A 23,329-nucleotide genomic window follows, 5' to 3' on the forward strand; every position below is an offset into this window, starting at 1 on the left:
AGGGTATGTGGAGCTATATAAGGTTATTTTCAAACACCGTGGCTGTTATGCGGTTTTTTCAGGGATGGAACGGATATCGTCTTGTCGGCAACACCCTGCTTCGCAGAATCTGCCTGTTGTAGATTTTTTTTCGCACTTGCCAGCCAGCCTTCTACGTCTTTTTCTTTAATCTTGTACAGCCATGCAAACAGACCTGCCGTAATTAAGGCCCCCACTCCAGGTACTACTGCATAGAGCGCGAATATCCATGTGAGAACCTGTCCGGTCTGCGGTACATTCGGGACATAGCCTGCAAAGGCAAGCGCATAAGCGACGATTCCACTGGCTGCCGCTCCCCCCAGTTTTCCTGCAAACGTTTGGGTAGCAAAAGCGGTACCACTGGCACGTACGCCTTTTTTGAATGCGCCATATTCCACACAATCGGCCGTAAACATCGGTACCATGAGCTGTGGTGCAGAGCTGAACAAACCGAAAAGAACCGCAAATACACATACGACAACAGGGTTGCTGTAACCGATTACAAATAAGGACAAGCCCGTAGTAAACAATCCAATCAAGCTGACGACATTCACTTTCCACTTGCCGAATCTTTTAATAATTGGTGGTAAAATCAACGCAGTGAGCAGCTGCACACCCAAGGAAATGAACATGAGAATGGAAATATAAATAGGATTTTTCAAGTTGTATAAGGCAAAGTAACTGACGACAATCCCTTGCAGATTGGTCATAGACAGCATCATAAACGACGTCAGGTAAAATAAAAGCTGCTTGTTTTGCAATGGATACGTCATAATTTGCTTGAGCGTAACCTTCTCCGCCTTGTTGGAATACCGTTCTTTGACATTAAAGCGAGTAAAGTTCATGAGTATCAAACCCGCTATGGCAACAATCAGTGCCAAAATTGGCCATGATATCTGATTGGCCACAGCTACCGAAGATGAGGAGATGACCATAAAACCCAAGAAGACCATCGTCCGGCCTCTGGACATTAACAGATCACGTTCATGCGTATTTTTCGTCATCAGTGTAGCCAACCCAAAGCCAGGCGCATCACTGATCGTATAACACATTTCCCATGCCAGATACGTGACGGCGATATAAATCACCTTGGCGGTAAGCGACGCATCATTAGGAACGAGAAAAATAAGTACAGTAAGTATCGGCAAAATGATGGAAGCCAGATTCGTCCACGGTTTGAACAAGCCGCCCTTCAGATTGGCCCGGTCAATGATCACACCGAAGATCGGAGCGCTAAGGGCATCCCATATACGGGCTAGTACGAATAAAGTACCGATAATAGAAACAGATATGCCAACATAATCCGTATAAAATAGCATCGCAAAAGAGGCGACCAGACAGAGAATTGCGTTGCTCCCCAAAAAGTAAACGTAATACGATACACGTTCTTTCGATGTTGTTTCCATAGCTCCTCCTGATTACAATATGGCATCGCTTTCAAAAAATCTACATATAAGCGCTTTCTTTTATGTAAAAGCTTATACTATAGCATTTGTAAACGCTCTTTTATTATAGTTAAATGTTAGATACAATGAGATTGTCTAAGCGGTGTAAAATTTGCCCTAATCGAAGGTGATCTGATGATATTAAATCCTGATGTTGATCCAGCTCTATTCCACGATTGCCGATGGCTGCCCATTATTGACTGGAATGTGAAATTTTTTGGCGCCCATATTCACCGGGTCAAAGCGGATTGGTGCATGCCTGAGGAATCTCATATCGGTTTTGAAATTGCACTCATTTTAGAAGGTCGTCAGGAAACGATTATGGAAAATAACGTATATTCAGTTGGGGAGGGTGATATTTTAATCATTCCGCCGGGTTTCAAACATGTGAGTCAGTGTGTTTCCCCAAACGGCATGTACTATTTTAGCTCTCATTTTAATGTCGATGATCCATTGTTCCGTCAGGAAATGATTAAGAGCAATCAGCTCTTTTTCCCAGCGGGTACTGAAACGAATACCAAGCTGCAAAAGGTCGTCCATAGCTGGATTGGCATGGTGCAAGAAAGCGGAGAATATACGACAGCAGACCGTTTTCGTATGCAAATTGCCTTATTTGAGCTATTCGGGATATTCTCGCAAATGATATCTACCGGTTTGGAGCCCAGAATTGCGCCTTCATCCGTTCAATATGCCAAGGCCATCATGGAAGCCATTCAATCAAGGTTTAAGCCTTATCGGGAAGATGAATCTGGCGAGCAAGCGTTCCGCCTTGAAGATGTGGCGGCTTCGCTCGGGATCAGTCCTGGCTATGCCCAGGAAGTGTTCCGCAAGGTATACGGCTATTCTCCACGTCACTATCTATCGGAGACCAAGCTGCATGAGGCTAAGGTGCTGATCCAGCAGCCCAATCTGCCACTCAACAAGGTAGCTTCCCTGCTCGGATACTCCAGTCTGGCTCATTTTAGCAGACAGTTCAAGCGCTGGACAGGCACCAGCCCACTTAAATATCGTCAGACGTTAAAGCCGATTACTGATGCACAAAGGATTTAAGATATAAGGACGGATAGCAAGGGCTCCACCGTGTTATTCATACAAAAAAAGAGCGTGACACCGAATATTGCGGTTGTCGCGCTCTTTTCACTCTATTTTCTATAAGCTCTACCGTTGCCTTAATGATCTAAAATCTTGACTAAGCTCTCATTACTCGAATCACAGCCTAATATCCCCTATATGCTGGTGCACCACATACATCATCCCCATCAGGAATACGGCCAAAGCCAAGTAACCGATGCCGAATTTCCAGCGCGATGATGCGGGTACTTCGTAATATTTATCATTTTCAAACGGAATGTAATCAATCCCACACAGCAATCTGAGCTGGTACGCATCCGGCGTCGGTATATGTTCCACACCGTTCAGCCATACATGCTGGACAAGACACTGCTGTGGCAGCAGAAGCGTCTGTTCCACATCCAGACTTTCCATATACACCGTCACATATTGCTGCCCCTCCAAATCCGAGTAGGTATTAAAAGATAATCTGCGCGTGTGCTCCGGTCCGGGCAGCGGATATCCTTGCTCATACAGATGCTGTACGTTCACCAGCGGCTTTTGCAAAAAGGATTGGACCTTAACCTCCTCTTTATTGCGTTTAACATATTTTTTGTACAAATCGTAGGCAAAGAACGCCCATATCAAGAAAAATAAAAAGGATTTTAAATATACTACGACTACAATTCCACCCAATAGGCCCACCAGCCACAGCCAACGCGTCACTGCCGTGGAAATCCGTCCTCCGTCGAGCGGATGAATCGGCAGCAGGTTGATCAGGTTCAGGAAAAATCCGACATACGAGAGCGCATACAACAGGGGACTGTCTGTTGCATAGGCTCCTGCGTATACCGCCATAGCCCCAACCGTCCCCAGTAACGGGCCGCCCATGGCTACATAAGCCTCTGTCTGCGCATCCAAAGGTTGCCGTTTCATTGTGATCAGCGCGCCGAGAAAAGGAATAAATAACGGTGCTGATACGGGAAGCCCCTTGCGCTTGGCGGCCAATACATGTCCCAGCTCATGCACAAACAACAGCAACACGAATCCGACCGCAAATCCCCACGGGTAAATGATCGCATATGTGCCAATCGTTATCGCCATAGATATCAGCGCACCGCCAAATTTACTGAATTTTAAAAGGGCAAGTAACGACTTACCTTTCAGAAGAAGCAATGCTGCTGCACTACCAAGGTACCATTTGGATGAGCCGGATTTGGAATCGGTCTTTTTCTCTTCATTTTGCAAAAGTATCCGCCTCCTTTCTTTAACACTTCCATTGTATCCTGCTATGTGCAGCTTGTAAAAACTTCTCTAACCCACAGATAAGCGAACTGGGGCAGCCATTTATATTATTCCTCGTATTGTAGACATCCTCCAATGTAGGATGTTATATTGGTGCTGGGTTAGATGCCCTATTTTGTAAAGGAGGTTTGCTCTTTCATGTGTACTCACTACATGCGTCTCAGATAAAAGGATAGGCTTTTCAATGAAGCTCAACCCGTTTTTTTATATGGAAGGTTGAGGCTTGTTTAAGTTACCTTTTTTTAAACTAAATCTGAACAATGAGGTGTGTTTCATATGACTGAAAAGCGTTCCTTGACTAACTCAAAAGACGTTAGTGATATATTGGCCCTTGCCAAAAGCAACGGGCTTCACATACTACATGAAGGATTAGAGCTCAACGAGTCCGGGCTAGATTTCCGGGCACTATTCGCCAAAGACATTCAGGGTACCCCTTGGGTTCTACGTACACCGCGACGAACAGATGTGGTCCAATCAGCCGCTTACGAGCACAAAGTGCTTCAGTTGATTCGGGATACTCTTCCTGTAGCGGTACCGGATTGGCAAGTGTATCGTCCAGAGTTCATCGCCTACCCTCAACTGGAGGGCACTCCTGCCGCTACCATTGATATGGAAACCAAAAGCTACGTATGGTTCATCAATCCTGAGGCTCTGACGGAAAGATTCGTTGCTTCGCTCGCTAAAGCCCTAGCCGCGTTGCACCGGACGGATCACCAACAGGCAGCAAATTTCGGTGTCCGCGTAAGGCAACACGACGAAGTTCGGCAATTGATGGACCAGCGGATGAAGGAAATAAGGAGCGTCTTTGGTGTATCTGGCGAGCTATGGCAACGATGGCAAACCTGGCTGACAGACGATAGCTACTGGCCGGAATATTCCGTACTTGTACACGGTGATTTGCACCCAGGCCATATTTTAGTCTCTTCGAATACAGAGGTTACTGGAATGCTGGACTGGACCGAGGCCGAAGTAGCTGATCCGGCGATTGATTTTACGAGTTACTATACTTTGTTCGGAGAAGTAGAGCTTACTCGTTTATTGAAGCTTTACGAGGCAGCAGGCGGACGTGTATGGCCGCGTATGAGCGAACATATCGTTGAACTGACCGCGGCTTACCCTGTGCTTATCGCCGAATTCGCCCTCAAATCCGGGCTAGATGAATATATGGAGATGGCACGTAACGCGCTGGGTGTCCATGAGCAAGAAGAAGGACTGCCCGACATATAATATAGCTGTAGCCACCTGGCAGGCTTTGGTTCAATGACTGACCAAGGCCTGTTTTTTTCTGCTCTCCTTTTTTTGTAAAGTTACGTTTCGCGCCCAAGTGTCCATCCTCCTGTCTGTTCTGTTATCATGTAAGAAAACGGAATAACTCAGGAAAGGATTACGAATCATGAGTTTTGAACTTACCCGGCGAGCCATCAGACAACTATGCAGTCAAGCTGCTTATGACGACGGGGATGCCTATTACCGGGCCAAAAGAGTGGCCTTTACACAAATAGATCATGATGAAGGGGTATACGAAGCTACGGTCAAAGGAAGCAGCTTTTATGCTGTTGCGGCGATGATCCGATCCAATGGAAGTATCCGAGCAGAGTGCACCTGTAGCACATTTCAGAACACCGGACGATATTGCAAACATATCGCTGCTGTTCTCCTTAACGCCCATGATATACGCCGTGGAAAAAGTCTGTCTGTGCGCTCCTATGCCTCCAGACTTCATCCCGGTACCGCCCCAGATACAGCAGGAAGCATGGATTCAGACGGCATGTACACATCTACAGATGCTCCATATGATCACACTGCTAGAGCGGCACGATCCTCTGACATCACACAAGGGGATCTCCAGCTGACCGACAGTATGTTAAAACTATTTGACCGCAAGAGACCGCTTCGCAGCACGCCTACCCTGCTGGATACTCGTGCAGTCTTGGATTTTCAATTCGTCATCCGGCCTTTTGCCTACGGTTACCAAAAATATATGTTTGGTGTAGAAATGAAAGCTGGCCCCAAACGATTATATATCGTCCAGAAAATTCGTCCGTTTCTGGATAGTATTGACCGTGGGGATAGCTACATGTTCACGAAAAGCTTCTCGTACGAGCCTGAGTTGTACCGCTTCCGACCTGAACATGACGCTATTCTCCAGCAATTATCCCAGGTGTGCCACCATGAGCGTATGATTCGGGAAACCTCAGGCACGTATTCATCTTCCAGTAGCCATATGAGCGGCGAGCGAATGCTCCTCATTCCGCCTGCGGCTTGGGAAAAGCTGCTCCCCTTGCTGACAACAGCACAGGGCGTCTACTTTGAAATTCACGGAAACATGAGCGAGGGTATTCCCCAGTCCGACCTGATGCTTCCACTGCAATTTGAATTTGATGAGGCCGGGGCCATAACCGAAGGCTACCAGCTAAGCATACAAGGATTGGATGACTTGACCATCATGGAGGACTATGGTGTCGTCATTGCCGATGGCAAGCTTGTCAAACAGAAGGCCGATCCCTTACGGCGTTTGTCCGAGCTAAAACGGATGGTAGAGGTACACCACAGGCGAAAAGTTCTGATTGCGCCAGAGCAGATGGAATCTTTTATGGACAAGGTTGTACCCGGGTTAATGAAGCTCGGACGTGTTCATATGACTCGGTCCGTCTCAGATCGGGTCACACAGCAGCCATTGAAGGCAAAGCTATATCTGGACCGGGTAAGAGACAAGCTACTGGCAGGGCTGGAGTTCCAATATGGGGATATCATCATCAACCCGCTGGAAACAGATGCACGAACTCCTGGTAACGACCGAATTCTGATACGTGATGGGGAACAGGAGCAGCGGATTTTAGAACTGATGGAGCATAGCTCCTTTGCCAGAACAGACAGCGGATATTTTATGGAAGATGAAGATGCAGAGTATGATTTTTTGTACCATACTGTTCCTCAACTGGAAAAGCTGCTGGACGTCTATGCTACAGGTGCAGTCAAAGCGAAAATAAACAATACTCTGCCTACCCCAAGGATACGGGCGGAATGGGATGAACGTACGGATTGGCTTGAATTTAAATTTGATATGGAGGGCATTCCGGAACCGGAAATTCGCAAGATGCTCAAATCGTTAGAGGAAAAACAGAGATATCACCGTCTGCCGAATGGTGCCTTGCTGCCGTTGGAAACAGAGGAGTACAAGGAATTGATTCGGTTCATGAATGAAACAGGTATCCGCAAAAGCGATCTGGATGCAGCGCAAATTCGTGTTCCCGTCACGCAAGGACTGTACTTAATTGATCCTCACGATCATGGAAAAAACCTGACTTTGGGTAAAACCTTTCGCCAGCTGCTGGAAAATATACGTAACCCAGACCATCTCGACTTTCCAGTTCCAGACATGCTTGCTCCAATCTTGAGAGATTATCAGGTTTACGGCTTTCAATGGCTTAAGACATTGGCGCATTACCGTTTTGGGGGCATTTTGGCAGATGATATGGGGCTGGGTAAAACGCTGCAAAGTATCGCCTTTCTCGTCTCAGTATTGCCGGAGATTCGCAGCCAGCAGCTTCCAGCCATGATCGTGTCCCCTGCATCACTGGTGTACAACTGGCGGAATGAGCTGGAGAAATTTGCTCCACACGTCCGCGTCACTATCGCAGATGGCAGCCCAGAAGAACGCGGCCGGATCATACGGGATGCCGCCAGTTATGACGTCGTCATTACGTCCTACCCGTTGCTACGGCGCGATGCAGATGTGTACAGCAAGCCATCGTTTCATACGCTCATACTGGACGAGGCGCAGGCTTTCAAGAACCATGCCACCCAGACGGCACAAGCTGTTAAGGATGTAAAAGCCCGTTACCGTTTTGCCCTGACAGGAACGCCTATAGAAAATACATTGGAAGAGTTATGGTCCATATTCGACGTTGTATTTCCTGCGCTATTTCCCGGTGGGAAAAGAGTGTTTCACAACCTGCCTCGAAATGTGATTGCCAAGCGGGTTCGTCCGTTTTTGCTGCGCCGTCTTAAGAGCGATGTCCTCAAGGAGCTGCCGGAGAAAATCGAATCCGTGCAGGTATCCCGGCTTCTGCCAGATCAAAAAAAGCTGTATACAGCCTATCTGGCCAAGCTCCAGCATGAAACATTGAAGCATCTCAACGAGGAAGGATTTCAGAAAAATCGGATCAAAATTCTCGCAGGTCTGACCCGACTTCGTCAGCTCTGCTGTCATCCAGGCTTGTTCATCGAAGGATATACGGGAAGCTCCGCCAAATTTGAACAGCTGTTGGAGATCATTACGGAATGTCTCAGCTCTGGGAAACGGATACTCATTTTTTCACAGTTCACTACGATGCTTCAAATGATCGGACGTGAGCTTGCTCGAGAAGGGGTGTCCTACTTTTACCTGGATGGGCAGACTCCCGCTCCGGAACGAGTCGAGCTGTGCAGTCGCTTCAACGAAGGAGAACGCGAGCTGTTCCTGATTTCCCTAAAGGCAGGAGGCACTGGCCTGAACCTCACCGGCGCAGATACAGTCATTCTGTATGACCTATGGTGGAATCCCGCTGTAGAGGAGCAGGCTACCAACCGCGCACACCGAATGGGTCAGAAAAAAGTCGTGCAGGTTATTCGTCTCGTCGCCCAAGGTACGGTAGAGGATAAAATGTATGAGCTGCAACAAAAAAAGAAAAACATGATCGACCAGGTCATTCAACCGGGGCAAGAAACCCTTTCGGCACTGACCGAGCTGGAGATTCGTGAACTGCTCATGATCTAGCCAACTCTTCCACGCTTATTTATACGTTAGTATGACAATTCCACATGCAAAAAAAGGTCCAATCACGGTAGAAATCTTCCCGCATTGGACCTTTTTGCTTCTAAATATGATTGTTTGGATCGAGCAGATTAATCCTGTTTTAATACTCTAGGTTCAATAGGAACCAGGTTAGACTCAATCTGGGTGCGCTGAGGCTCATACCATTCAGGCAGCATCAGCTTATGTCCTAACTCATTCAATTCCTCATCCACGGTAAATCCGGGTGGATCGGTTGCGATCTCGAATAAAATACCGCCCCGCTCGCGGAAGTATACGGCATTAAAGTATTGGCGATCTACAATACCACTGGTCCCAAAACCATGCTGATGAACCCATTCGTTCCACGCCTGATGCTCCGTATCGTCCTGCGCGCGCCAGGCAATATGGTGAACCGTACCGGCGCCGCCATTCCCCCACGGGACATCTTTGACCGGAATGTCGATCAGGTTGCCCAAATCACCTGTCGCCTGATAGCGGATGTAGCCTGCATTTGCGTCTTCTCCGATGGGAGTCATCCCCAGGACGTTCTCCAACACCTCTTGCGTATGCTTGGAATCCGCACTGTACAGTACCGCCCCGCCAAAGCCCTTGATCGCTTTATCCGTAGGCACGCCGCCAGCTGTCCACGTGTTCACCGGGCCATCTTCCCGCTCCACCAGCTCCAGATGCAAGCCCTCGTTGTCTCGGAACTGGATGAATGACTCGCCAAAACGAGTGGCCTTCGTGAAAGACACCTTCAAGCTGTGCAGACGGTTTTCCCAGTATTCCAAAGCACCGGACGGCACGACATACGTCGTAATCCCGACCTGTCCACCTCCAATCTTACCCTTGCGTGTACCCGGAGCTGGAAAAAAGGTAATGATCGTTCCCGGGCTGCCCTCTTCATTACCAAAGTACAAATGGTATACTTCTGGAGCATCAAAGTTGATCGTCTTTTTAATCAATCGCAGACCAAGTACGCCTGCGTAAAAATCAACGTTGCCCTGCGGGTCTCCTGCAAAGGACGTGATATGGTGAATTCCAGCGGTTTTCAATGACATCTTTATCACTCCTTCATTAACATGATGATTTATTTACAAAAATGATTTACAAATTTCAAAATCCATTGTAGCTGACAAATTGTCCAACCGGCTTGCGGTATCCCCGTGCCCGCTGACCCGATTCGTCCTCTTTACCCAAGGTAATCATCATCACGGGTACAAATTGCTCTGGAATATTCAGTACTTCCTGCACCTTCGCCGGATCAAAACCGATCATCGGGCAAGTATCCCAGCCTTTGTCCTTGGCAATCAACATCAATTGCATAGCCGACAGGCTGGCATTACGGATCGCTTCTTCTCTCTGGAAGACAGGTCCCCGCTCGCGATAAAACTGAGTTACCGACTCCACTGTACTATCATATTCCTGCTTGCTCAGGACACCTAAATTCAGGAAGCCTTCGTTGAGGTCAGCTACCTTGGTATAAGCTTCTGTATCCCCCAGCACTACAATGGTCGCCGAAGCCGTTAATATTTTATACTGCTTACTTGCCTCATCATGCAGTCTTTGTTTGGTATCTGCATCCTGCACTACGATATAGCGCGTATGCTGTAAATTAAAAGCCGATGGAGCAAACTTCACCAACTGAAATATTTCTTCTAGTTCTTTTGCATCTATAGTAACATCAGGAATAAATTTAGAAGCTGATCTTCTCTCTTGAATAATATTCACCAGTTCGCTCATGTTAAGTTCCACTCCTTGATATTATTTTCAAATAAATTATCTTTAAATTAAGAATATATCTATTCGTGTTTTCTGTCAACTAAAACTATAATCATGTTAGTAAGTATTTTTGGATACAACCTAAGGGCTTCACCAGCCCTTTACAAATCCGTTGCCCGTATCCTCATCGTAATCGCTTCGCGTTGCGCTTTGGTTAAGCTCTTGAAGACTAGCTCATACGAATGGTCGATCATGCTGTACAAATCCTCCAGTGGGAAGGTAGCATCAACCTCAATCGTATTCCAATGCTTTTTATTTAAATGATAGCCTGGCTTAATTGCCTTGTTTTGTTCACGCAGATTTACCGCAATGATCGGATCACATTTCAAGGATAGGTGGCTAATGCCGTCCTTTTCAGATAATAGAGCAAACATCTTGCCTCCAACTTTCAGTACTAGCGTTTCAGCACCGAATGGATAATCCTTAACAGCCTCTTTTTGGCTCAGACCATACGCTACAATTTGTTCATACACCAGCCTTCACTCCTCTGCTTGATTCATCATCTATGAAACGATTTGTGCCCTATTATATCACGCTCTCCACATACAATAGTCCCATGTTACAATTAGAATTCTATCGGGAGGGTCAATCCTTTCTATATGAATTTATCGACCGTCCGTGACCTCATACACGTCCTGATGATTTAGCAATATTTCACATACTGTATCTGCAAGCTGACAGCCCTTCACTTCCGAATAGGAAGTTGGAGGGGCTTGTTTTGTTCATATAGTAGAGAATGTTATGCAACAGCCCTATATTTTGGTATACTTCCGTGAGAGGCTGTATCGATACATTCGAACGGTACTCTAGTTACTGTAATTCAATATGTAGATGTGTGAGCCTATGGAGGTGAACTCGTTGGATTTTGCTCTGATCCGCAAGGACCGAGACAAAAGAACGGTCGCAAATTGACTCTTTTTTTGCCTTTCGGACCTTTTTAGCCATGTGCTGAAAGGTTTTTTTTGTGATCTAAAATAAAGGTAGGAAAGGATTTGAATGCAACCATGGCAACCTCGAAAGCACTTAATATTTTGCAATTGAAGAAAATGAAACGAGAAGGTTCACCTATAAGTATGATTACGGCGTATGACTATCCATCTGCTCGTTTGGCTGAGGAAGCCGGGATCGATATCATCCTTGTCGGTGATTCCGTAGGTAATGTGTTATCTAATTATAACTCCACACTGCCCGTCACTATGGATGATATGGTCTATCATACACGGTCTGTCGTGCGCGGTGCGGAACATACTTTTATTGTTGCGGATATGCCATTTATGACGTACCACGGGAGTAGTGAAGAAGCCCTTACTAATGTGCGCAGGCTCATGCAAGAGGGACATGCCCATGCCGTGAAATTAGAAGGGGGCATGGAAATTTGCGACACCGTGAAGCGAATTGTTCAATCCGGCGTCCCACTACTGGGGCATATCGGACTTACACCACAGTCTGTGCATCAAATCGGCGGATACTTCATTCAAGGTAAAAACTCACAGGCCGCTGAGCGCCTTCTAAATGATGCCCGGGCCCTGGAGCAAGCGGGAGCTTTTGCCATCGTGTTAGAGCTGGTGACAGAGGAAGTGGCGAAGAACATCACCCAGGAGATATCTATTCCGGTCATTGGCATCGGTGCGGGGAGATACTGTGATGGCCAGGTTTTGGTGTATCATGACATGCTACAATACTCAGCTCCTTACCGGGAGAAGAAGTTCGTAAAAACCTATTCGGATATAGGTGCTTTGATTCGCAACAGCATCGGGCAATATGTCGAAGACGTGAAGAATCGTTCTTTTCCAGGCGAGGAGCATGTTTTTAAGGCAGATGAGAACGTAGTAGAAGGACTATACGGGAATACAAAAGTAAAGGCAGGGACCCTATAATGCGATTTCTGATTGTAGGTGCAGGGGCGATTGGAGGCTATTTCGGGGGACTTCTTGTTCAAAAAGGAGAAGACGTGACCTTCTTCGTACGCCCTTTAAAAAAATCTCAGTTGGCAAAAGACGGTCTGATTATTAGAAGTGTTCATGGAGATTTCCAGACGCCAATCCGTGCTATTACAAATGGTGAAGACGCCGATCCGTTCGACTGTATTATCATTTCAGTTAAAGCGTATCATCTTCCCCAATTGCAATTCGATCTTGAGCCTTATGTCGGTGATCATACCATGATTCTTCCGTTACTTAATGGTTACGAACATTTTGACTTTTTGCGCAAACAATTCGGATCTGAAAAAGTGCTGGGCGGACTTTGTTATATTGAAACTACGTTGGATCATGATGGTTCTATTGTTCAGACAAGTCCGTTCCACCGTATCGTCTTCGGTGAATGGAACGGAGTGCAATCAGAGCGTACACAACTGCTGCTGAATCATCTTGATCATGCAGGCTTCACAGTGGCACGAAGTCACGATATTCAGCGTGAAGTTTGGCAGAAATATATATTTGTTGCCAGCTTGAGTGCAATTACAACACTGATGGATGCCTCGGTTGGGACTATACTTGCCACGGCAGAGTCACGTGCTATTTACGAAAAGCTGCTCCATGAGATTGTCACACTTGCTCGCAACGCGGGGATGCCGATTGATTCAGAGATGGAAGCTCATACACTGAAAACGATGGAATCCTTACGACCTGAGATGATGTCATCCATGCAACGCGATATGCTTAAAAAGCTTCCGATTGAAGCCAGTCATCTACATGGTTCACTGCTTGCATTGGCTGCAACCAGTAATACTGTTTACCCCATACTCGAAACGGTATATGCCCGATTAAAGGTATACGAGAGCTTATTGGACACTGTCTAAAATTCAAACTTTAAAATCAATTAAAAGAGGAAGCGGCAGCTTCGAAGGTGAAAATGAAATCTTAGACTGCCGCTGCTTTTCCTTTATTAAACTTCAAAAATCTAAAGAGTTCCTGTGCTTGAGCATGCTTGCTCAAGCCCTTGAAGTAATGCTTCTAGCTCCTGCCTAGTTTCAGCGTTTGTAATTTCACCTTCCTGATTTAGCTTCAAGGTGATATGCGGAATAATGACCTTTCCATTCTTTACAATCTGTGCATTGATCATTTGCAATGTGAGCAGCAGCGAGGCATGCGCAAGATGGCCGCCCATAGGAGACGGTGACGCGCTAATGACCGCTGTAGGTTTATTTACAAATTCACCTGAAGATACGAGCCAATCCAAGGCATTTTTCAAAGCACCCGGCACACCATTCCCATATTCCGGTGTACAGATCAGCACTCCATCCACTTGTTTCAATTGCTCCCGTAGCTCTTTTACGGAAGCTGACCCCTCATCTACATCCAAGTCAGGGTTAAAATGCGGGAGATCCCCCAATCCATCATAGACTGTGAATATCATATTTTCAGGAGCCAGCCCAATAGTAGCCTTCATAAGCGCTGTATTGGAGGACTTTTGACGAAGGCTACCCGATATAGCCAATACCTTAATTTTCTGTTCCATCCGATCATCTCATTTCTTTTAACTTGATCTAATCTTGCATATTCAGTGTACTATAGCTAACAAGAGAATTAAAAAGCAAGTGAGAATGCATTGATAATGCCGTTGGACACCTCCTGCATGATGATGAGCGTCAGCGATTTTTTCCTATGAACAAAAGGGCAATAAAAAAATGCCTGCGGCTTCGCAGGCATTCGTGATGAATCAATAGTCACTATACAAGGGTGGAATCTGTAGTGCTGAATCAAGTATCCTTCTCTTGCTTGCGTTTTATCCCAATCAGATCAAGGAAGAAAACAAACAACGGAATACCTACAATCAAGCCCCAAATTCCAATCAGATGCTCAGAGAAAATAAGTACGACAAAGGTAAAGAAGATCGGTAAATTCGTTTTGGATGACATCAGCTTCGGATTTAAGAAATAGGCCTCAATCGCATGAATCACCACGATCAGAATAACTAGATAAATCACATATTGAATGCCGCCGACACTGAAAGCGATCAGGCCGAGCGGTGCCAGTGAGATAAACACACCTGCCACTGGAACCAATCCAAGTACGAAAATGATGAGCGCAAGACCAAGCAGATTAGGGAAGCCCATAATCCAGAGTGCAATCGTGGTCAATATACAGTTAATAAGTGAAATCAGTAGTTGAGCCTCCAATACCTTCCCGAACGTATCCAGAAACATACGGCCAAAATGACCCACTTCCTTGAAAAACCAACCCAGCTTGCTATCTACAAACGTAGCTGTAAAACGTGTAATATATGATTTTTCCATCAGGAAGAACAAGCTCAAAATAATCGACACCAGAAGCTGTGTTCCCAATTGACTGACCTTCATCACTGCACTCAGGCCAGGCTCAAATAGCCGCTGAACATTCAGCGTGTCCATAAATTCGATAATCGTTTCGTTCCATTGATTACGATCAGGATACATATACGCTTGCTGAATCATGAGATACACCTGCTTGACCTGTACAACGATTAGCGGCACCATTCTGTAAACGCCCCACACCATAATCAGAATTAGCAACCCATACACCAGTAGCAGCACGATCATCGACGGCACATTGACGAACCGCTTGACCAGCTTATTCACTCCGTTATATATACTACCAATCAAGATCGTAAGCAGCAGTGTTAACAACATAATATTCATCATGCTTCTTAACATAAACAACAGCAAAACGATTATCGCAAGGACGGCTACCCGCCTGACGCCCGCATGATTCATCCAGTTTCTTACCATTCGTCTTTATTCCCTCTTTCCCACTTGACTGTCAACTTTGCAATCTTCCTGAGCATCAATTTTCTCTTTTTATCAATTTACTGTTAGCGATCAATAGAGAACCTACCATGACTAGGATAGCAATAGACCACCAGAATGTATTTTTAGCATCATCATGATCTACAATAATGAGCCTGATGACAGCCGTGATCCCAATATAGATAAAATAACGTAATGGAAAATGAAAATTGGTTTTAAAGTACTTAACTATTAATGCTATGAATTCAAAATACAAGAAAAACACAAGCAACTCTTCCGTGAATTCATAGTAATTTTTGTCGGCCTCTGTGTACAAAAAAACATAAGAAAAAATGGACCATGTTTCTTTTAGAAGTAAGAAGCTTAAAATCAGCCCGACCAGAAACAGCGAGATATTCAAGATCATTTGCAGAAAACTAGGTAACTTCTCAATATACTTCATTAATGCATTCAATACAGATCCCCTCACTGGTTGTACAGTATCTTTATTTATATTATCGGTGGTATACGTGAAAAATGCTACATTACTTTTGAGGTCACCTTAATGAAAGTTTATATTCGCCCCTGCAATATAACCAATGGAGATAAAGATAAGCGTCCATATCAGAGAACCTGCGCTTGCCACCAGCATATATTTTCGGACAGGCATCGCACTAATGCCCGACAAATAGCTTGTCGCATGTCTGACTCCTGGGATAAAATAACCAAACAAAATGGTCCATAACCCAAAACGCGCAAACCACCCCTTAACTCTTGCAAATCGCTTCGGTGTCAATCCAACCCACTTGCCGTGCTTATCCACCAAGGGCTGACCCAGCTTTTTGCCTAGCGTGTAGCTGATCATCATCCCTGTCATTGCACCGATGAAGCTGACTAATATAGACACCGAATAATTCAGTACCATGATAGAGGATAAATAGCCGACAAAAACCATAATAATTTCATCCGGAACCGGTAGACCGATAATCCCAAGAGCAAGAAGAGCAAAAATAGCGATATATCCGTATTGTGTAATCATGCTGATGACCCATTCCATAGGAGAGCCACCTCCTGACCGATTATTTTTTGAAGGACGGAAAGGGAATACGGCTAACCATCAGGAACGACAGCACTACCATTAATGCAAGCAACAACCCCGGCTTCAAATGCTCACTCCATAAAAACATAAAGGACAAAATCACACCCGCCGCCGTAATCGGCATACCTACAAAGCCTTTGCTAAAAGCCATTAGGTTGAATCTTGCCAATCTTACCGCACCGCATATGACAAACAAAACAGCCACAAGCGGTCCTATCCAATGGGTATCTCCCAGTTTGTATAACAAGATCAAGAAAGCAGGGGCAACCCCAAATGAGACAACATCCGCCAGCGAGTCGAGCTGTTTGCCAAAATCACTGGAGCAATGCAACAGCCTTGCCAGCAAACCGTCTAATACATCCCATAAAGCAGCCACCACCACGAGAATAAAAGCGGTCATGTATTGCTCATGAATCGTAAAATACAGGGATAAGACCCCTGCCCCCAGGTTTGCAATCGTGAATAGTGAGGGCAACCAATTCCATTTCATACTCCTTAACTCCTTTGCCGTAGCTTAGCCTCCGAATATAACAACAAAACGGACGCCGTCCTTGGTATTCTCCACCTTATAGCGGAATTCGTGCAAATCTAAAATTCGTTTGACGATCGACAGCCCCAGTCCTGTCCCACCCGTCTGGCGGCTACGTGACAGCTCGGCCCGGTAAAAACGGTCCCATATCTGCTCCAGTTGATCGTCAGGAATGGTCTCACCTTTATTTTCAATGGAAAAAAACCGGATTTTCTCAGCGCCTTCGATACGAATCGTGATTGAGCTTCCTTCCTCAGCATGCCGTATGGCGTTGACAACAAAGTTGATAATCACCTGTTCCATCCATCCTACATCGGCATGAATCGGCATCTCATTGGCGGGGATAATGACCACTTCCAGCTTTTTCTCCTTCAACAGATGGAATAGCTTGTCCACGACTTCCTCCACCAGCTCACTCAAGATAAAGGTCGTCTTGCGGAGCTTGAGGGTTCCAGATTCCAATTTAGCGAGGTCCAGCATATCTTTGACCAATCGCTCCATTTTGTCCGCTTCCTCTACAATGACTTTCATATAATGATCCTGCTTCCCGGCGCTAACTCCATCTTGTAGTCCTTCTGCGAAGCCTTTAATGATACTCAGCGGGGTTTTTAGCTCATGAGAAGCGTTGGCAAAAAAGTCTTGTTGCACAGCCTCCATCCTCTGTTTCTGTTCCATGTCCTCGACCAATTGTTGATTGACCTCCTGAAGCTCGCGCAAAGCCGTGTCCAGGTTCTGGGACAGGGTATACATGCTGTAGGACAGGCTGCCCAGCTCATCATTCTGCCGGATTGGTGTATGGGCTGTAAAATCGAGCTTAGCCATTCGCTTGGCGGTATTATTCAAAGCAATGAGCGGACGGGTCACCATCCGGGAATAGAACAGGGACAAAATCAGAATGAGTGCAAATCCCCCGATCCCTAGGTACAGATAAAACCAGCGCAGAGCTTCATTCGTCTCACTAATTTCCTGCAACGATGTCACTGTGAACAGGAGGTCGATCTCGCCTGTGTCCTGACGAACAGGATGGACTATGACTGCATTACGTACCCCTGTCCAAGGTTCCGTCCAATCTTCCTCCAACACTTCGAAATTCTTAAGTTTCTCCAGATGCGCCTGTGATAAAGGGAACCATTCCTCCAGCGCACCAAACAGTAATCCTTGTCGCTGACTCCATGTTTTCAGATCTGGCAGTGCAATCTCTGTCACCGTACCGGATAACCTTACACTGTCATCTGTGCCAGCCGCTTGCGATGTCGTTCCTATATTTTTGAAACCAGGCTTCTGAATGCCTAATGGATAAATTAAGTTGGGGGAAGTGATGCCGTCAGTCCCCAATACCTCACCTTCAACCGTTACCGTATCACCGGGCTGAATCCGGGCAGCTCTCAACTCATCTCCGTACTCGCTCATAAACAGAGACAGCGATATCTTAACAACTTTACCATCTGCTGTTCTGAGACTGATATGAAACGCATCATCCAGCTTTACTTTGCCGTCTAGGGTAACAATCGCCAACTGGTTCTTATTCTGAAGCATAAAGCGAGCTGCCTCTCGCGAAACCCTGCCCGATCCCCAAGCCTCCTGGACATAACTTTGACCGAAGCTTTTCAAACGGCTTTCCACACGACCAATCTTCTGTTGCTGATAAAAATTTTCAAAAAACAGAAATTGACTTAAAATCACCATACCGTAAAAACACAGGAAAAACACAACCGTCATAATGAACAACTTAAAGGTAACTCCCCGTTTGTTCATTCTTCCTCCTCAAACCTGTAGCCTGTACCAAAAACCGTGCGGATATGGCGTGATTCACGGCCTAGCTTACTTCTCAGCTTTTTGATATGAGTATCGACAACCCGTGTGTCTCCTTCAAAGTCGATGCCCCACACCCGGTTCAGTATCACATCCCGTGAAATGACTATGCCTTTATTATGTATAAGCAGCCGCAGCAACTCATACTCCTTGGGCGTCAGCTCGACTTCCGCCTGATCCACCTCAAGTCGATGAGCCATCGTATTGAGAATGGCAGTGCCGAATCGCAAAATATGCAACTCCGGCTGCACATGTCCTTCCACTCGCTTCATCAGCGCGTTTGCGCGGGCGATCAACACCTTGGGGCTAAAAGGTTTGGTAACATAATCATCGGCTCCCAGTTCAAAGCCTAATATTTTATCATCATCACCGGATTTGGCTGTCAACAAAATGATCGGCACACCTGAACGGCTGCGTACCTGGCGGCACACCTCCCAACCATCCAGCTCCGGCATCATAATATCGAGTATAATCAGGTCCGGCTGCACTGAATCAAACCAGATTAGTGCATCTTTTCCATTACCTGCTTCATAGACTTCCCAATTATTTTGTTTAAAATAATCAGCAATAACTTCACGAATACGTATTTCATCCTCCACGAGAAGAACCCTTTTCTTCAATCGACTTCCCTCTTTCGTCATTCTAGGACACCAGCATATCAAAGACATGTGTACTTTATGTGTTCTTGATACCTCTTATCAGCAGAACTTCTCATCAGCAAATTCGACCTTGGATTAGGGCAAATTTGTCTTGGCTCAGACCATCTCATCTCCTGTGATCCTACCCTATAATAAGAAGAGATACAAAAAGCCTGAACAGGAGGGTAATACATGAGTAATCAAACCATTCAGTGGTTTTCCACTTCTAAAGCTAAAGCTTGGCAATCCCAAGCTCATCATCTTACCGATACCCAAGATAGTGCCAACCTAACCCTTACGGGAGAAACACATCAGCTTGTCGAAGGTTTTGGTGGCTGTTTTAATGAATTGGGTTATGTAGCCCTGAACCATTTGGAAAAGGACGAACGAGATCGGGTGCTTCATTCTCTCTTTCATCCAGAGGGCGAGCACAAATTTGCAATATGCCGACTTCCTATTGGAGCGAGTGACTACGCGCTGGAGTGGTACAGCCACAATGAAACAGACGGCGACGTGGAGATGAAGCACTTTTCCATTGAGCGTGATCACCAATATCTCATTCCTTTTATTCGGGAAGCGTTACAACTCAATCCTAACCTGAAGTTGTTCGCTTCACCCTGGAGCCCGCCGACATGGATGAAATCACCGAAAGCCTACAATTACGGCACTCTGCGCTGGGAAAAGGATATTTTGAAAGCGTATGCATTGTACTTTGTCAAATTTGTTCAGGCTTACCGCGAGGCAGGTATTACGATCCATCAGATTCATGTTCAAAATGAAGTCATTGCCGATCAGAAGTTCCCTTCCTGTGTATGGACCGGGGAGCAGCTGCGTGAATTTATTCGGGACTATTTGGGCCCTGCTTTTGAGGAACACGGACTAGATACGGAAATTTGGCTGGGGACCATTAACGCTCCCGATCCGTGGGAGGAATTAATGAAGAAGACTTCTACCGGATTCGATGAGTATGCCCATACCGTATTGAGTGACCCCGAGGCCTACAAATATATTAAAGGCGTAGGCTACCAGTGGGCAGGCAAAAATGCCATTCAGCGCACCGTTGCCAGTTATCCTGAGCTTCGTTACATGCAAACAGAAAATGAATGCGGCAACGGAGAAAACTCATGGGACTACGCCAAATATGTATATAATCTGTACCAGCACTACTTCAGCAATGGTGTGAATGCTTATATTTACTGGAATATGGTTTTGGAACCGAAAGGCAAGAGCACATGGGGCTGGGAGCAAAATTCGATGATTACCGTTGATCCCGCGGATCGAAAACCTGTCCTGAATCCAGAGTATTATGTCATGAAGCATTTTTCTCATTTTGTATTACCAGGTGCCCGACGCATCGGACTTCGTGGCTCATGGACTGGAAATGCAGTTGCTTTTCAAAATACAGACGGGCAAAGGGTGGTGGTCATCGCCAATCCGTTCAAGGAATCGCGTGTGCTGAATCTGTCTCTCGGTGAAACAACACACCGCTTGGAGCTGGAGCCGGAGTCCTTTAATACTATCGTGATTCCTTCTTAACGCCACAGATTTCTGGACTCTTCCAGCTTGCACACATCATTAGGTACCCCTGTCCGGTCTATAAGTGTCCAAGCATATGTATAGTTTCCAAAATGGACGTATATCCTTTTGCGTATAGTAGCTATAAATAGTATACTTGGAATAACTATGGTCAGGAGGTCGATGAATATCACTACTGTAAAAGACCGGATTGATTTGAAGCTGATTAATTGTGATAAGGAATTGACTCTCGCGGTCATCGGTGGAAAATGGAAGCTGATTATTTTGTGGCATCTCGGTATGGAAGGCACCAAGCGGTTTGGTGAATTGAAGAAGCTAATCCCCCATATTACGCAAAAAATGCTGACCAACCAATTGCGCGAGCTGGAGGAAGATAAACTCATTCTTCGTAAAGTCTATCCCGTCGTCCCTCCACATGTGGAATATTCACTGACGGAGCATGGCGAAAGCCTGATTCCGGTACTGAGAGCAATGTACGATTGGGGATCAAACTATCGCGAGAACGTGATTTGGAAAGAAGAAGAAGCGATTCAGGACGTCACACCCGTGTGACCAGCAAAACAAGCATTTTGCAAAATGCTGAACTATATTTTTGTAGAGACGACCCTGGGGAGATCTGGGGTTGTTTTTTTTGTGATATAAAGACGTTCCCCAAGATAATAAAAGAAATGGATGCAAGTATCCGTTTCCATTGGCATTAAAGCTCGTTTTCCGCTACATATCCTCATTTTACACTTGTATTCGTGATTTACATTACATCCGCTGTGACGTATGATTCTTCCATCCCTATTTACAGTGAATCCGAGAAGGAGGCCGTTCTAGCATGAGCATGACGCTTGCCCAGCCCACAACATCCCAAGCGACCCAATTAAGCATTGGTTCCATGGAAATGATTCAATACGACTATCGTCAATTTCCTGACTCAAAACCTTATCAACACCATTGCTGTGGCTTGCTTACTATGTCGTGTAACGGCGCTCAAGGTCTGGCGGAATATGAGCTGCCTGAAATTAAAGGTGCCTTTGACCTCGTCCGCTGGGCTTCCGTGTTTACCTCGCTCAAGGGTCTGTCCTTAACCGAGGCTGAGCAATATATTCAGCACCATGCTGATCACTGGGGGCCTGATAAAACAGAGCTAGCTCTATCTGCCTTATCCGATCTGACTACCCATGCGAACCTGCACATTCTCTCCCCATCAGCGACCATACTCCCCCCTCGGATTAGTCGTTCATATCTTATCGAGCATGGTCTGGTCTACTATTCATTCTAAATATCGTCCACAACTCCATTAGCAATCCACTTTCCAGTTCACGTAAAAAAGCCTGAGACTGTTTATCACAGGCCAGGCTTTTACACTTTCAGCACAGAGTTGATTACACTTGCAGTTTACCTGCACGAATATCGTCTGTCATTCCTGCATAAGGTGCTTGGGAAATTAATTGTTCGTTGTTCACACCTGCATTTTCGATGAATGTAATATCTGCAAATTCAGGAACCACATACTTCGGATATGTTTCATACTTTTCACGCGATTCCTCCATCAGCGGAATAAAATCGTTTTGATAGCGCACAGTGATTTCCGGATGCTCATGAACCCATTTAGGAAAGAAAATAATGCCGTGCATACGTTTTTCCTCAGGCATAAAATTCAGAGACACGTCAGTGCCTGTTGGTTCGGTCCACGATACTTTATACACATTTTCCACCAGCTTCACCAGATTGACCTTCTGATCACGTACCCAGCGGCCGCCTACCATACCACTATGAATGCGATAATCGATCGTATCTTCATTTTTAATATATATTTCGTACTCCCAACCATTCTCATAGGTGTAGATCATGTGGCTGCCGATAAACTTGTCCATCTTGCATCCTTCTTTCCTAAATTATAAGTTTTTATGAATTGAGTAGGAGACCAAAAATAAAAATATTCAATTCAAAACATGTAATGTTAAACATGTTATTAAGTGCATATAAATTGTAGCACTATGGTATACTAGTGTCAAATAATGTTTGACAAGGAGAACTACGTTGAAACGCACATTAAAATACGCCATTTTGGGCCTGGTTCATAAAGAGGAAATGAGTGGCTACGATATTACAAGTCAATTCAAGAAGGAAATCGGACAATTTTGGAGCGCCAAACACAGTCAGATTTATCCTGAGTTAAAAAGGCTGACCGAAGAGGAGCTTATTGAATATCGCACCTCCATTACAGGAGCCAAGCTGGAAAAGAAGCTGTACTGCATCACCCCCAAAGGAACCCAAGAGCTGACCGAATGGCTGTTGAGCGCCAAAGAGTTACCGGAAACGGAAAAGGATGAGTTTATGCTCATGCTGTATTTCTCAGCAGCCATCCCCAAGGAAGAGAACAAGCGATTGTTCGAGGACCAGATAACCAAACGTAAAGAGAAGCTGGAGTATCTGTACGAAAGTAAAAAATCCCTCCAACAGCTGGACGAGAACCTTCAAGCCCCCGGTTCTAATCAATTTGGGCATTATCTGGTGCTGAGCCGTGCCATTAATCGGGAAGAAAGCTATATTACGTGGCTGGAAGAAACACTGTCCCTGTTTGAATAGCCTAAAAAACCTTCAACGCCACGTAGATTCGTGGTATTGAAGGTTTTTCTAAA

At 45.6% G+C, this 23,329-nt stretch carries 22 protein-coding genes; 9 read left to right on the forward strand and 13 right to left on the reverse strand.

Features of this window, described 5'->3' with window-relative positions; translation table 11 throughout:
* Window positions 1-29: 29 nt before the first annotated feature.
* Window positions 30-1,424 (reverse strand): MFS transporter, encoded by a 1,395-nt coding sequence (locus MKX30_RS21605; RefSeq protein ID WP_075153715.1) that lies wholly within the window; start codon window positions 1,422-1,424, stop codon window positions 30-32.
* Between the two features lie 174 nt (window positions 1,425-1,598).
* Between MKX30_RS21605 and MKX30_RS21610 the strand changes: the two genes are divergently transcribed.
* Complete coding sequence (locus MKX30_RS21610) at window positions 1,599-2,513, forward strand: AraC family transcriptional regulator (RefSeq protein ID WP_023986924.1); 915 nt, start codon at window positions 1,599-1,601, stop codon at window positions 2,511-2,513.
* A 159-nt stretch (window positions 2,514-2,672) separates the two neighbouring features.
* Here MKX30_RS21610 and MKX30_RS21615 read toward each other — a convergent pair whose 3' ends face one another.
* Window positions 2,673-3,761, reverse strand: coding sequence for a site-2 protease family protein (locus tag MKX30_RS21615; RefSeq protein ID WP_023986923.1), 1,089 nt, complete (start codon window positions 3,759-3,761; stop codon window positions 2,673-2,675).
* Between the two features lie 333 nt (window positions 3,762-4,094).
* Between MKX30_RS21615 and MKX30_RS21620 the strand changes: the two genes are divergently transcribed.
* Together MKX30_RS21620 and MKX30_RS21625 are read left to right on the forward strand one after the other, a co-directional pair.
* Window positions 4,095-5,045: a macrolide 2'-phosphotransferase gene (locus MKX30_RS21620; protein ID WP_340859139.1), complete on the forward strand. Its 951-nt coding sequence runs from the start codon at window positions 4,095-4,097 to the stop codon at window positions 5,043-5,045.
* A gap of 166 nt (window positions 5,046-5,211) precedes the next feature.
* Entirely contained in the window at window positions 5,212-8,577 is a 3,366-nt protein-coding gene (locus tag MKX30_RS21625) for a DEAD/DEAH box helicase (protein WP_341063466.1), read from the forward strand.
* Between the two features lie 128 nt (window positions 8,578-8,705).
* Here MKX30_RS21625 and MKX30_RS21630 read toward each other — a convergent pair whose 3' ends face one another.
* The 3 genes from MKX30_RS21630 to MKX30_RS21640 all read right to left on the reverse strand — a co-directional run bounded on the left by MKX30_RS21630 (window position 8,706) and on the right by MKX30_RS21640 (window position 10,850).
* A complete protein-coding gene (locus tag MKX30_RS21630) occupies window positions 8,706-9,656 on the reverse strand; it encodes a ring-cleaving dioxygenase (protein ID WP_053324602.1) in 951 nt (316 codons plus the stop codon).
* A 55-nt stretch (window positions 9,657-9,711) separates the two neighbouring features.
* Window positions 9,712-10,338 (reverse strand): nitroreductase family protein, encoded by a 627-nt coding sequence (locus tag MKX30_RS21635; RefSeq protein WP_023986919.1) that lies wholly within the window; start codon window positions 10,336-10,338, stop codon window positions 9,712-9,714.
* Between the two features lie 140 nt (window positions 10,339-10,478).
* Complete coding sequence (locus MKX30_RS21640; RefSeq protein WP_023986918.1) at window positions 10,479-10,850, reverse strand: MmcQ/YjbR family DNA-binding protein; 372 nt, start codon at window positions 10,848-10,850, stop codon at window positions 10,479-10,481.
* A gap of 531 nt (window positions 10,851-11,381) precedes the next feature.
* On the opposite strand from MKX30_RS21640, the gene panB reads away from it, so the two are divergent.
* Window positions 11,382-12,254: a 3-methyl-2-oxobutanoate hydroxymethyltransferase gene (gene panB / locus MKX30_RS21645; RefSeq protein WP_341063468.1), complete on the forward strand. Its 873-nt coding sequence runs from the start codon at window positions 11,382-11,384 to the stop codon at window positions 12,252-12,254.
* Complete coding sequence (locus MKX30_RS21650; protein ID WP_071559333.1) at window positions 12,254-13,177, forward strand: ketopantoate reductase family protein; 924 nt, start codon at window positions 12,254-12,256, stop codon at window positions 13,175-13,177. The genes panB and MKX30_RS21650 overlap by 1 nt, the downstream gene beginning before the upstream one ends.
* Before the next feature lie 101 nt (window positions 13,178-13,278).
* Here MKX30_RS21650 and MKX30_RS21655 read toward each other — a convergent pair whose 3' ends face one another.
* The 7 genes from MKX30_RS21655 to MKX30_RS21685 all read right to left on the reverse strand — a co-directional run bounded on the left by MKX30_RS21655 (window position 13,279) and on the right by MKX30_RS21685 (window position 19,142).
* Window positions 13,279-13,836 (reverse strand): NADPH-dependent FMN reductase, encoded by a 558-nt coding sequence (locus MKX30_RS21655; RefSeq protein ID WP_071559334.1) that lies wholly within the window; start codon window positions 13,834-13,836, stop codon window positions 13,279-13,281.
* A gap of 241 nt (window positions 13,837-14,077) precedes the next feature.
* Entirely contained in the window at window positions 14,078-15,085 is a 1,008-nt protein-coding gene (locus MKX30_RS21660) for an AI-2E family transporter (protein ID WP_023986914.1), read from the reverse strand.
* A gap of 55 nt (window positions 15,086-15,140) precedes the next feature.
* A complete protein-coding gene (gene psiE / locus MKX30_RS21665) occupies window positions 15,141-15,557 on the reverse strand; it encodes a phosphate-starvation-inducible protein PsiE (protein WP_025723919.1) in 417 nt (138 codons plus the stop codon).
* 87 nt (window positions 15,558-15,644) lie between these two features.
* Window positions 15,645-16,139 (reverse strand): DedA family protein, encoded by a 495-nt coding sequence (locus MKX30_RS21670; protein WP_013308662.1) that lies wholly within the window; start codon window positions 16,137-16,139, stop codon window positions 15,645-15,647.
* A gap of 22 nt (window positions 16,140-16,161) precedes the next feature.
* Window positions 16,162-16,671 (reverse strand): CDP-diacylglycerol--serine O-phosphatidyltransferase, encoded by a 510-nt coding sequence (gene pssA / locus MKX30_RS21675; protein ID WP_023986912.1) that lies wholly within the window; start codon window positions 16,669-16,671, stop codon window positions 16,162-16,164.
* A 24-nt stretch (window positions 16,672-16,695) separates the two neighbouring features.
* Window positions 16,696-18,465: a sensor histidine kinase gene (locus tag MKX30_RS21680; RefSeq protein ID WP_069079776.1), complete on the reverse strand. Its 1,770-nt coding sequence runs from the start codon at window positions 18,463-18,465 to the stop codon at window positions 16,696-16,698.
* On the reverse strand, window positions 18,462-19,142 hold the full coding sequence (locus MKX30_RS21685) for a response regulator transcription factor (protein WP_028541060.1): 681 nt from the start codon (window positions 19,140-19,142) through the stop codon (window positions 18,462-18,464). The genes MKX30_RS21680 and MKX30_RS21685 overlap by 4 nt, the downstream gene beginning before the upstream one ends.
* A 210-nt stretch (window positions 19,143-19,352) precedes the next feature.
* Here MKX30_RS21685 and MKX30_RS21690 point away from each other — a divergent pair, with 210 nt between their 5' ends.
* From MKX30_RS21690 to MKX30_RS21700, 3 genes are all read left to right on the forward strand, one after another.
* The gene (locus tag MKX30_RS21690; RefSeq protein WP_279835506.1) at window positions 19,353-20,696 is read left to right on the forward strand and encodes a glycoside hydrolase family 30 protein; all 1,344 of its coding nucleotides are present in this window, start codon (window positions 19,353-19,355) and stop codon (window positions 20,694-20,696) included.
* Window positions 20,697-20,858: 162 nt separating this feature from the next.
* Window positions 20,859-21,248: a winged helix-turn-helix transcriptional regulator gene (locus tag MKX30_RS21695; protein WP_023986908.1), complete on the forward strand. Its 390-nt coding sequence runs from the start codon at window positions 20,859-20,861 to the stop codon at window positions 21,246-21,248.
* Window positions 21,249-21,519: 271 nt separating this feature from the next.
* Window positions 21,520-21,966 carry a hypothetical protein gene (locus tag MKX30_RS21700; RefSeq protein ID WP_028541062.1) on the forward strand — a complete coding sequence of 149 codons (447 nt, stop codon included), beginning with the start codon at window positions 21,520-21,522 and terminating at the stop codon, window positions 21,964-21,966.
* Window positions 21,967-22,069: 103 nt separating this feature from the next.
* Here MKX30_RS21700 and MKX30_RS21705 read toward each other — a convergent pair whose 3' ends face one another.
* The gene (locus tag MKX30_RS21705) at window positions 22,070-22,561 is read right to left on the reverse strand and encodes a phenolic acid decarboxylase (RefSeq protein WP_013308656.1); all 492 of its coding nucleotides are present in this window, start codon (window positions 22,559-22,561) and stop codon (window positions 22,070-22,072) included.
* 166 nt (window positions 22,562-22,727) lie between these two features.
* On the opposite strand from MKX30_RS21705, the gene MKX30_RS21710 reads away from it, so the two are divergent.
* Window positions 22,728-23,276, forward strand: a complete 549-nt coding sequence (locus MKX30_RS21710) for a PadR family transcriptional regulator (RefSeq protein WP_068941356.1) — start codon at window positions 22,728-22,730, stop codon at window positions 23,274-23,276.
* Window positions 23,277-23,329: the final 53 nt, after the last annotated feature.

It is taken from the genome of Paenibacillus sp. FSL P2-0173 (genome assembly GCF_038008045.1).
GTDB lineage: Bacteria > Bacillota > Bacilli > Paenibacillales > Paenibacillaceae > Paenibacillus > Paenibacillus polymyxa_B.

What these genes read in the sequence shown, in the direction of transcription:
- MKX30_RS21605 (WP_075153715.1), bottom strand. Translation starts at nt 1,424, where the DNA reads ATGGAAACAACATCGAAAGAACGTGTATCGTATTACGTTTACTTTTTG.
- MKX30_RS21610 (WP_023986924.1), top strand. Translation starts at nt 1,599, where the DNA reads ATGATATTAAATCCTGATGTTGATCCAGCTCTATTCCACGATTGCCGA.
- MKX30_RS21620 (WP_340859139.1), top strand. Translation starts at nt 4,095, where the DNA reads ATGACTGAAAAGCGTTCCTTGACTAACTCAAAAGACGTTAGTGATATA.
- MKX30_RS21625 (WP_341063466.1), top strand. Translation starts at nt 5,212, where the DNA reads ATGAGTTTTGAACTTACCCGGCGAGCCATCAGACAACTATGCAGTCAA.
- MKX30_RS21630 (WP_053324602.1), bottom strand. Translation starts at nt 9,656, where the DNA reads ATGTCATTGAAAACCGCTGGAATTCACCATATCACGTCCTTTGCAGGA.
- MKX30_RS21635 (WP_023986919.1), bottom strand. Translation starts at nt 10,338, where the DNA reads ATGAGCGAACTGGTGAATATTATTCAAGAGAGAAGATCAGCTTCTAAA.
- panB (WP_341063468.1), top strand. Translation starts at nt 11,382, where the DNA reads ATGGCAACCTCGAAAGCACTTAATATTTTGCAATTGAAGAAAATGAAA.
- MKX30_RS21650 (WP_071559333.1), top strand. Translation starts at nt 12,254, where the DNA reads ATGCGATTTCTGATTGTAGGTGCAGGGGCGATTGGAGGCTATTTCGGG.
- MKX30_RS21655 (WP_071559334.1), bottom strand. Translation starts at nt 13,836, where the DNA reads ATGGAACAGAAAATTAAGGTATTGGCTATATCGGGTAGCCTTCGTCAA.
- MKX30_RS21660 (WP_023986914.1), bottom strand. Translation starts at nt 15,085, where the DNA reads ATGGTAAGAAACTGGATGAATCATGCGGGCGTCAGGCGGGTAGCCGTC.
- MKX30_RS21670 (WP_013308662.1), bottom strand. Translation starts at nt 16,139, where the DNA reads ATGGAATGGGTCATCAGCATGATTACACAATACGGATATATCGCTATT.
- pssA (WP_023986912.1), bottom strand. Translation starts at nt 16,671, where the DNA reads ATGAAATGGAATTGGTTGCCCTCACTATTCACGATTGCAAACCTGGGG.
- MKX30_RS21680 (WP_069079776.1), bottom strand. Translation starts at nt 18,465, where the DNA reads ATGAACAAACGGGGAGTTACCTTTAAGTTGTTCATTATGACGGTTGTG.
- MKX30_RS21690 (WP_279835506.1), top strand. Translation starts at nt 19,353, where the DNA reads ATGAGTAATCAAACCATTCAGTGGTTTTCCACTTCTAAAGCTAAAGCT.
- MKX30_RS21695 (WP_023986908.1), top strand. Translation starts at nt 20,859, where the DNA reads ATGAATATCACTACTGTAAAAGACCGGATTGATTTGAAGCTGATTAAT.
- MKX30_RS21700 (WP_028541062.1), top strand. Translation starts at nt 21,520, where the DNA reads ATGAGCATGACGCTTGCCCAGCCCACAACATCCCAAGCGACCCAATTA.
- MKX30_RS21705 (WP_013308656.1), bottom strand. Translation starts at nt 22,561, where the DNA reads ATGGACAAGTTTATCGGCAGCCACATGATCTACACCTATGAGAATGGT.